At 41.5% G+C, this 8,420-nt stretch carries 10 protein-coding genes; 7 read left to right on the plus strand and 3 right to left on the minus strand.

Going from position 1 to position 8,420, the window contains the following annotated elements:
* The first annotated feature begins 304 nt into the window (after positions 1 to 304).
* From rutA to GTU69_RS13185, 7 genes are all read left to right on the plus strand, one after another.
* On the plus strand, positions 305 to 1,420 hold the full coding sequence (gene rutA / locus GTU69_RS13155; protein WP_166171106.1) for a pyrimidine utilization protein A: 1,116 nt from the start codon (positions 305 to 307) through the stop codon (positions 1,418 to 1,420).
* Positions 1,417 to 2,178: a pyrimidine utilization protein B gene (gene rutB, locus GTU69_RS13160; protein ID WP_166171108.1), complete on the plus strand. Its 762-nt coding sequence runs from the start codon at positions 1,417 to 1,419 to the stop codon at positions 2,176 to 2,178. Before rutA ends, rutB begins: the two co-directional genes overlap by 4 nt.
* A 20-nt stretch (positions 2,179 to 2,198) precedes the next feature.
* Positions 2,199 to 2,579: a pyrimidine utilization protein C gene (gene rutC, locus GTU69_RS13165; protein WP_166171110.1), complete on the plus strand. Its 381-nt coding sequence runs from the start codon at positions 2,199 to 2,201 to the stop codon at positions 2,577 to 2,579.
* Between the two features lie 173 nt (positions 2,580 to 2,752).
* Positions 2,753 to 3,262 carry an NADH-dependent FMN reductase RutF gene (gene rutF, locus GTU69_RS13170; protein ID WP_240921650.1) on the plus strand — a complete coding sequence of 170 codons (510 nt, stop codon included), beginning with the start codon at positions 2,753 to 2,755 and terminating at the stop codon, positions 3,260 to 3,262.
* Between the two features lie 34 nt (positions 3,263 to 3,296).
* The gene (gene rutG, locus GTU69_RS13175) at positions 3,297 to 4,652 is read left to right on the plus strand and encodes a pyrimidine utilization transport protein G (protein WP_166171112.1); all 1,356 of its coding nucleotides are present in this window, start codon (positions 3,297 to 3,299) and stop codon (positions 4,650 to 4,652) included.
* A gap of 9 nt (positions 4,653 to 4,661) precedes the next feature.
* Entirely contained in the window at positions 4,662 to 5,534 is an 873-nt protein-coding gene (locus GTU69_RS13180; RefSeq protein ID WP_086196060.1) for an NAD(P)-dependent oxidoreductase, read from the plus strand.
* Between the two features lie 157 nt (positions 5,535 to 5,691).
* Positions 5,692 to 6,105: a TM2 domain-containing protein gene (locus GTU69_RS13185; RefSeq protein WP_205683530.1), complete on the plus strand. Its 414-nt coding sequence runs from the start codon at positions 5,692 to 5,694 to the stop codon at positions 6,103 to 6,105.
* A 104-nt stretch (positions 6,106 to 6,209) separates the two neighbouring features.
* Here GTU69_RS13185 and GTU69_RS13190 read toward each other — a convergent pair whose 3' ends face one another.
* From GTU69_RS13190 to GTU69_RS17405, 3 genes are all read right to left on the minus strand, one after another.
* Entirely contained in the window at positions 6,210 to 6,815 is a 606-nt protein-coding gene (locus GTU69_RS13190; RefSeq protein WP_086196059.1) for a DUF805 domain-containing protein, read from the minus strand.
* Between the two features lie 171 nt (positions 6,816 to 6,986).
* On the minus strand, positions 6,987 to 7,220 hold the full coding sequence (locus tag GTU69_RS13195) for a DUF2188 domain-containing protein (RefSeq protein ID WP_086196058.1): 234 nt from the start codon (positions 7,218 to 7,220) through the stop codon (positions 6,987 to 6,989).
* Between the two features lie 203 nt (positions 7,221 to 7,423).
* On the minus strand, positions 7,424 to 8,317 hold the full coding sequence (locus GTU69_RS17405) for a tetratricopeptide repeat protein (RefSeq protein ID WP_346764489.1): 894 nt from the start codon (positions 8,315 to 8,317) through the stop codon (positions 7,424 to 7,426).
* Positions 8,318 to 8,420: the final 103 nt, after the last annotated feature.

Consider the following 8,420-nt stretch of genomic DNA (forward strand, 5'->3'; position numbering starts at 1 on the left):
GCTCACCGTGATTGTTTAAAATCACGGTTTTTTTATCCATTTTATTAAAGACAGCTTGAATATAAGGCAAATTGAATTTGACGGTTTTTTCAAACCATGCATTTTTTTGGAGCCATGATGGCTAATAAAGGTGCATTTATTTAACTGTTTATTTTACTATTTGTTAAAATAAAATAATTATAAATATTTAATAATTAATGATTAAAATTATTTGGCATAGCATTTGCTAAATAATTTTTATGAAAAAACAGGTTAATTACCTGAAGTGTATTTATAACCAAATGGTAAAAAAGAGGTATCGAAAATGAAAATAGGTGTCTTTTGTCCAATCGGGAATAATGGCTGGCTGCTCTCGGAAAATGCACCACAATATAAACCGAGTTTTGAAATGAATAAGCAGATTGTACAGCGTGCAGAACATTATGGATTCGACTTTGCACTTTCCATGATCAAGTTGCGTGGCTTTGGCGGGAAAACAGAATTTTGGGATCATAACCTCGAAACCTTTACCTTAATGGCCGGTCTGGCGGCAGTAACCAGCAAAATTAAAATTTATGCCACTGCGGCAACTTTGGTGATGCCACCTGCGATTGTAGCTCGTATGGCATCTACCATTGACTCCATTTCCAATGGCCGTTTTGGTTTAAATGTGGTGACGGGATGGCAAGCCCCTGAATATCAACAAATGGGCATGTGGCCGGGCGATGAATACTTTGCCAAACGTTACGATTATCTGTCTGAGTATGTAGAAATTTTACGTGAACTTTGGGCGACTGGAAAATCAGACTTTAAGGGTGAGCATTTTCAAATGGAAGATTGCCGGGTCAGCCCGCGACCGCAAGCCGATATGAAAATCATCTGTGCCGGACAGTCGGATACAGGTCTGGCATTTTCGGCCAAATATGCAGACTACAATTTTGTTTTTGGCAAAGGTTTAAATACGCCGACTGCCTATGCAGACATCAATGACCGCTTAAAAGCACAAACCGACAAGACCGGGCGTGATGTGCAAACTTATGTGCTATTTATGCTGATTGCTGCAGAAACCGATGCAGAAGCTTTTGCCAAATGGCAAAGCTATAACGAGGGAGCAGATGTAGAAGCCATTAACTGGCTGATGAATCAAGGCAGTCTGGATACCAAATCTGGTACCGATACCAATATTCGCCAAATGGCTTCTAGTGTATCTCCAGTCAATATCAATATGGGCACGATTGTCGGTTCTTTTGAAAATGTCGCGAAAATGCTGGATGAAATTGGTGAAATTAAAGGCACCGAAGGCATCCTGTTAACTTTTGATGATTTTATTCAAGGAGTAGAGGATTTTGGTCAAAGAATTCAACCGTTAATGAAATGTCGTGAGCATATTGTCATTGAAGCTGATGCGACTCAAATCTCAACTTTGGAGAAGTCAGCATGAACACAAATGAATCTTTAGAACAAGTGGTTTGTACAGGCTTTACCAAAGCCATCGGAACAGGAAAAGTGTTAAAGGCTGAACCGGAAGCGATCCAGCTTGCAGCCGAGCAAACCGCACTGATTGTAATTGACATGCAGAATGCCTATACCTCCAAAGGGGGTTATCTGGATCTGGCCGGTTTTGATGTGTCTAAAACCAAGCCGGTGGTGGAGAATATTAAAAAGGCAGTGGATACAGCGCATGCCGCTGGCATTCAGGTGATTTATTTCAAAAATGGTTGGGATGATCAGTATGTGGAAGCGGGCGGGATCAATTCGCCCAATTTTCATAAATCCAATGCCTTAAAAACCATGCGTAAGTATCCTGAATTACAGGGAAAATTACTGGCTAAAGGCGGTTGGGACTTTGAACTGATTGATGAGCTGCAACCTTTGGCGCAAGACATCGTGATTGAAAAACCACGTTATAGCGGTTTCTTTAATACTGCTCTGGACAGCATGCTGCGCAGCAAAGGGATTCGTAATCTGGTGTTTGTCGGAATTGCCACTAATGTCTGTGTGGAATCGACTTTAAGAGACGGCTTCTTTCTGGAATATTTCGGCGTGGTGCTGGCAGATGCCTGTTATCAGGCCGGTCCGGCGGAAGCGCATGCAGCCAGCCTGTATAACATTAAAACTTTTTTTGGCTGGGTGTCTGATACACAGAATTTTGTCGAAACGTTTCAATTCAAATCACACCTCTTAGAAAAATCAGCTTAAGTCGTTATAGGGGAAAACACATGCCTAAAGACATTATTTTACCTGCAGGGACATGCAAACCATTGGCACCGTACGTACCGGCAACCAAAGCGGACAATATTGTGTACGTTTCCGGCACTTTAGCGTTTGATGAACATAACAATGTGGTGCATGTCGGCGATGCGGCAGCACAGACCCGTCATATTCTGGAAACCATTAAAAAAGTGATTGAAACGGCCGGTGGCACAATGGATGACGTGACCTTTAATCATGTATTCGTCAAGGACTGGGCGGATTATGCAGCAATCAATAGCGTGTATGCTGAATATTTTCCGGGGGATAAACCGGCACGTTACTGCGTGCAAACAGGACTGGTCAAACCCGATGCGTTGGTAGAAATCGCTTCGGTTGCCCATGTGTAAATTACGTATTTTTCTACCCAAGCATCAAGCTGATCGGGTAATTAAAAACAGCAACACTGAAATTTGCATTGTATGATCAATAGCGGATTTCAGTGATGGAGAAGGTGATGAACAGTAAACTGATGTCCGTTCCATCTGGAAAAGATTTATTACAACATGCCCAAAGTTTTAAAATGGCTGATGATGAAGCACATACAGAAATTGATCAGGCAACTTTTAGACAAGGCATGAGTAATTTGGGTGCCGCTGTGAATGTGATTACCACCGATGGTGCAGCAGGTCAGGCAGGGTTTACCGCTTCGGCTGTATGTAGTGTCACCGATACTCCACCGACATTACTGGTCTGTTTGAACCGTTCCGCATCTGTATTTGAAACTTTTAAGCGTAATCAGGTACTTTGTGTAAATACCTTGGCGGCTCATCAAAAAGAATTATCCAATGCTTTTGGTGGCAAAACACCTATAGCAGAACGATTCTTGCGTGGAATATGGTCAACCCTGATCACACAGGCACCGGTTTTAGAAGATGCCTTGGTTTCATTTGACTGTGAAGTGGTACAGAGCATGTCGGTAGGTAGTCACGACGTTCTGATTTGTCTGGTTAAGGCCATGAAACAGAATCAGGGCGGTAATGCATTAATGTATTTCAACCGTAGTTATTGTGAGCCGCAACCAATGAATTGATCCAATATTCCTAATTTAAGGGGAGGGGAAACCCATGCAAAAAAAAGAATCATGGTTTCCGAAATTTAAGCCTTATCAAGGCAATCTAGATGTAATGCCTGTACAGGTTGATGAATATTTGCCTGCTGGCAAAAGTATGGTTTTGGGTTTGCAACATGCTTTTGCAATGTTTGGCGCAACAGTACTTGCACCTTTGCTGATGGGCTTCGATCCAAATCTGACGATCTTTATTACCGGGATTGGCACCATTTTATTTTTCCTGATGACCGGCGGACGGATGCCGAGTTATCTGGGATCAAGTTTTGCATTTATTGGCGCAGTGGCTGCGGCAACGGGCTATGCGGGTGCAGGTTCCAATCCGAATATCGGATTGGCACTGGGTGGAACCATAGCTTGTGGGTTGGTTTATGCGGCGATTGGTCTGGTTGTGATGAAAACCGGAACCGGCTGGATTGAAAAGCTGATGCCACCGATTGTGACCGGTGCGATTGTGATGATTATTGGTCTGAATTTGGCGCCAGTTACCATCAAGAGCGTGTCCACCAATAGTTTTGATACCTGGATGGCTGTGGTCACTATTATCTGCATTAGTGTTGTCGCCGTGTTTACCCGCGGTATGGTGCGCCGTCTGCTATTGTTGATTGGTTTGTGCAGTTCTTATCTGGTGTATTTCCTGCTGGCCAATGTCATGGGTTTGGGCAAGCCGATTGATTTCTCCATCATTTCCAATGCTGCCTGGTTTGGTCTGCCAACTTTCCAAACGCCGGTCTTTAACGCCAATGCGATGTTATTGATTGCACCTGTTGCCATTATTCTGGTCGCTGAAAATCTGGGGCACTTTAAAGCCGTTTCAGCCATGACCGGTAAAAACCTGTCACCGTATATGGGCCGTGCATTTTTTGCAGATGGGGTATGTACTACCATGTCGGCTTCGGTGGGTGGCACAGGCATGACCACTTATGCGGAAAATATTGGCGTCATGGCCGTCACTAAAGTTTACTCAACCACTATTTTTGTAGTGGCGGGTGTATTTGCCATTTTGTTGGGTTTGTCACCAAAGTTTGGTGCGGTAATCAGTACCATTCCTGTGGCATTGTTGGGTGGTGCATCAATTGTGGTGTTTGGCCTGATTACCGTAGCCGGTGCCAAAATCTGGGTCGATAACAAAATCGATTTCACCAAAAACAGCAGCTTAATTATTGCAGCCGTTAGTCTGATTATGGGTGCAGGGAACTTTAGTCTGCATATCGGTTCATTTGATTTGGGCGGTATTGGTACAGCCACTTTGGCGGCGATTGTGCTGAACCTGTTTTTGAGTCGTGGCGAAGAAAAACAAGATTCAGTCAGCCTCGATAGCGAAAATTCAGTAACACCTGTGGTTAACCAATAGGAGTGTATTTTGAGCCATACAATTGCATTTATTGGACTAGGGGCAATGGGATGGCATATGGCCTCCCACCTTCCTCAACTGGGACATGAAGTCTCGGTCTGGAATAGGACCGGATCCAAGGCGGATCAACATGCCGAAACTTTTCAAACCCAATCCGTAAAGATTGAAAAGGCGGTACAGGCCGATTTTATTTTCTCCTGTTTGCCGACCAGTGCCGATGTTGAGCAGTTGATTGCAGCACATCCTCCCAAGTCAGGCAGTATCTGGATAGATTGCACCAGTGGTGTGCCACAATCGGCGCAGAATTTAATGCAAAGCTTGAAAAAACTCGGTGTTGTATATCTGGATGCACCGGTTTCAGGACAAACCATCGGTGCGGAAAAAGGCACTTTAACTGTGATGGTGGGCGGTGATGTCGATGCATTTGAAAAAGCTAAACCCATCATTGCAGCCTTTTCGAGTCTGATTGAATATGTAGGGGAGAGTGGTTCGGGCTTTGCGGTCAAAGCCATTAACAATACCTTAATGGCAACGCATTTGTGGGCTTTGGCTGAAGGTTTAACCGTGCTGAAGTCGAAAGGTGTCAATTTATCTGCGGCTTTGAACTGTATCAATCATTCCAGCGGTAAAAGCAGCATGTCGGAAAATATTATGGCACAGCGAGTGCTGAATCGCAGTTTTGATAAAACCTTTGCTTTAGACTTGTTGCAGAAAGACATTGGCATTGCGATGGATCTCATTCAGGAACAATCGCTACAGCTTCCGAGTATGCAATTAATCCAAAATCAATTTGCCCGAATTCAAAAAGAGCAGGCCAGTACTTTGGACTTTTCTGCTGCAGTGCAGAGCCTTGAACAAATCAATCAGATCGAATTGCGATAAGTATTTTTAATAGATGAAATTATGCATCCATGACCCAGACGAGCAAAGTCTGGGGCTTTTGCATATTTTTAGCATAAGGGATGAGTTGATAATTATTTTAAATTTAATCAAATGCACTTACTATTCAAAGTGAATATAAAGAAAAACAAGGAAATATATGAAAGGTCAGATATTAGATTTTTCTATTCAAAGTAATAGTGGAGTGATTAGTGGTGATGACCAGAACCGCTATCACTTTACTGGGGCAAGCTGGCGTGGGCAGATTTCACCTGCCCGGGGGCAGAAAGTCGATTTTACTGTGGATGGAACCGGTCAGGCCAACGACATTTATGTCCTGAGTTCAGCCTCTACATTTACCAATCAGGTGGGCGAGAAAAACAGGGTTGTGGCTGCAGTGTTAGCTTTTTTCCTCGGTGGCTTTGGTATTCATAAATTTTATTTGGGGCAAATTGGCTGGGGCATTGTTTATCTGATTTTCTGCTGGACCTTCATTCCTGCATTTGTCGCTTTCATTGAGTTCATTATTTATTTGTGTACTTCAGATGAAGATTTTGCCCGAAAATATGGTTGATGGTTGATGGTTGATGGTTGATGGTTGATGGTTGATGGTTGATGGTTGATGGTTGATGAATTTTAGATAAGAGAAAAGGGCGATATCGCCCTTTTTGATCTGCTTTATTTAGTGGGTTGTCCCCACTGATTGTTTTCCCGTTTGGTGTCTGAAGCCCACCAGATAATAAGAGGAATAAGACCAATAATTGTTAATCCGATTAATTGCCACCAACCAGATCGATTTGTGTCATGTAAACGACGGGCACCTACGGCGAGACTTGGTAGGAATAATGCCAAATTTAATAGTCCATTCAGCATTTTGTCGGTACCGAGTATTGCATCAATGATTTGAACAATAATGCCCAAAATGAAAGAAACCAACATAAAGAACCAGAATTCCTTACGGCGTGCACGTCCATCAAAGGTGACATAATTTTTCAGACATTTTACAAACCAGTCAATCATATTAAATTGTTCTTCAGATTGATTCTGGTTTGAAATTCTATCCAGTTGTTCAGACAGGTTCTGAACGGTGCTGTTGCGGTTGAGGGCAATATAGATCTGCGAGGCATTACCGGCATTGTCAACCGCAAAATCGACATGTTCGCCAGGTGAAGGCGGGCGCTGTCCTCGCCATTCCGCACCAGTAAAATTATAGCGGTTTTGGTCATCACCACTGATAATGCCTGTATTGCTTTGGATTGAAAAATCCAGAATTGTTCCTTTCATTATTAGCCTCTATTTTTGTAGTATGCGTTATAAATTTAGTATCATCATAGCAGAATGGTTTAAAAATTAAACTAATTAATTATTATTAAGTCTATGTATTTATATTGTTTTTTATAATATATTTATCTTTTGATAAAAAATCCCGCTATTGAAGCGGGATCTAGAATCGGATTATTTTGTATCTTTCGGTGGATAAGGATCATTACCATAACTGTTACCGGAACGTATTTGTCCATTTGTACCATGAATTTTTGTGTCAGACCCTTGATTACGAGCAATGCTTTCAGCAATTTTAATTGCTTCAGCTTGGGTAGATGTTACTTTAGTTGCTTTGCTATTGCCGGCACCTTTAACAGCCCATCCATTAGAATGTGGGACGACATGTTGATTTTTACCTTTACTCATTTTTATTCACCATTATTTTTATTCGTATAAAAAAAGCGGAACCTAATGATTCCGCTTTCGTCAAACGACTCATAGCTTGTCATTAGCAGGATAATTAAATCAATACCTTAGTTATTCTGACGAACCATAATGACACCATACTGCGACTCAACCGATGTCATTTTTTGGATAAAACGACACAACTGATGTCATTTTGGCAATTCTTAATCTAATGCGTATGGTATATTTTTATAGAGTTGGGATGATAACTCATGGCTAGGAAATTTCTTAACAGCTTTTCTCCATACTCGTCTTGCATTTTTATAATCGCCATTATTCCAATGTATGCCTCCCATATTAAACCAAGCTAATGCATACTCTGGATTTAAGGAGATTACTTTTTTATAAGCATTAATTGATTCTTTTGTTTTACCTAACTTTTCATAAGTTGACGCTAATTGAAACCAACTCAAGTCATCAGGTTGGATATTTAAAGCTTGTTCTAGTAAGAATGGAAGACTTTCTTCCGGACGGTTTAGAAATAGTAATGCCGTACCTAAGCAATACCCGAATTCACCTTTTTCCAGATCATAAGCCTTTCTAAAACAATATTCTGCTTCATTCCAATTGCTATTGTCCTGTGCCCAATGACCAAGTCTATCCCAAAGAAATGCAGCATCTTCGGTTTGAATATATTGAATTATAGATTCAAAATGAGACTTAAACGCAGAATAAGTGAATCCGATATTTACGGATTCTGAGCGTAAATAAAATTGATTCAATAACCATTCTCTAACTCCACATGGGCAATTAGGATATTTTTTTAGATATCTATCCCAAAATGAGATACTTCGTTTGGCATTGTCAATATCATCACGCCCAAATAATGCAACTTGTTGAGCGCACCATGACCATATCCATTCCCCGCTACTGGCTGTGTTACTAAGTAATGTATTGATCTCTCGAAATGCTGAACGACCTTCTTTTAGATTAAAAAGAGCATTAACTCTCCATCCTAAAACTGAGAATTGTTTCTCAGTTGTTGGTTCATCAAAAACTATTTCATCAAAGTGTTTTAAAGCTTCCTGGTTGAATAGCCACCAAAATTCTAGACACACCTAACCATCTTTTGGACTGCCACCACTCTCCTAGACAAATATCGTCTATTCTTTTTGCATAGGAGAGAACATTATGAGTGGACAACGATACACCCCAGAATTT

Source organism: Acinetobacter sp. SA01 (genome assembly GCF_011319235.1).
Lineage (GTDB): Bacteria > Pseudomonadota > Gammaproteobacteria > Pseudomonadales > Moraxellaceae > Acinetobacter.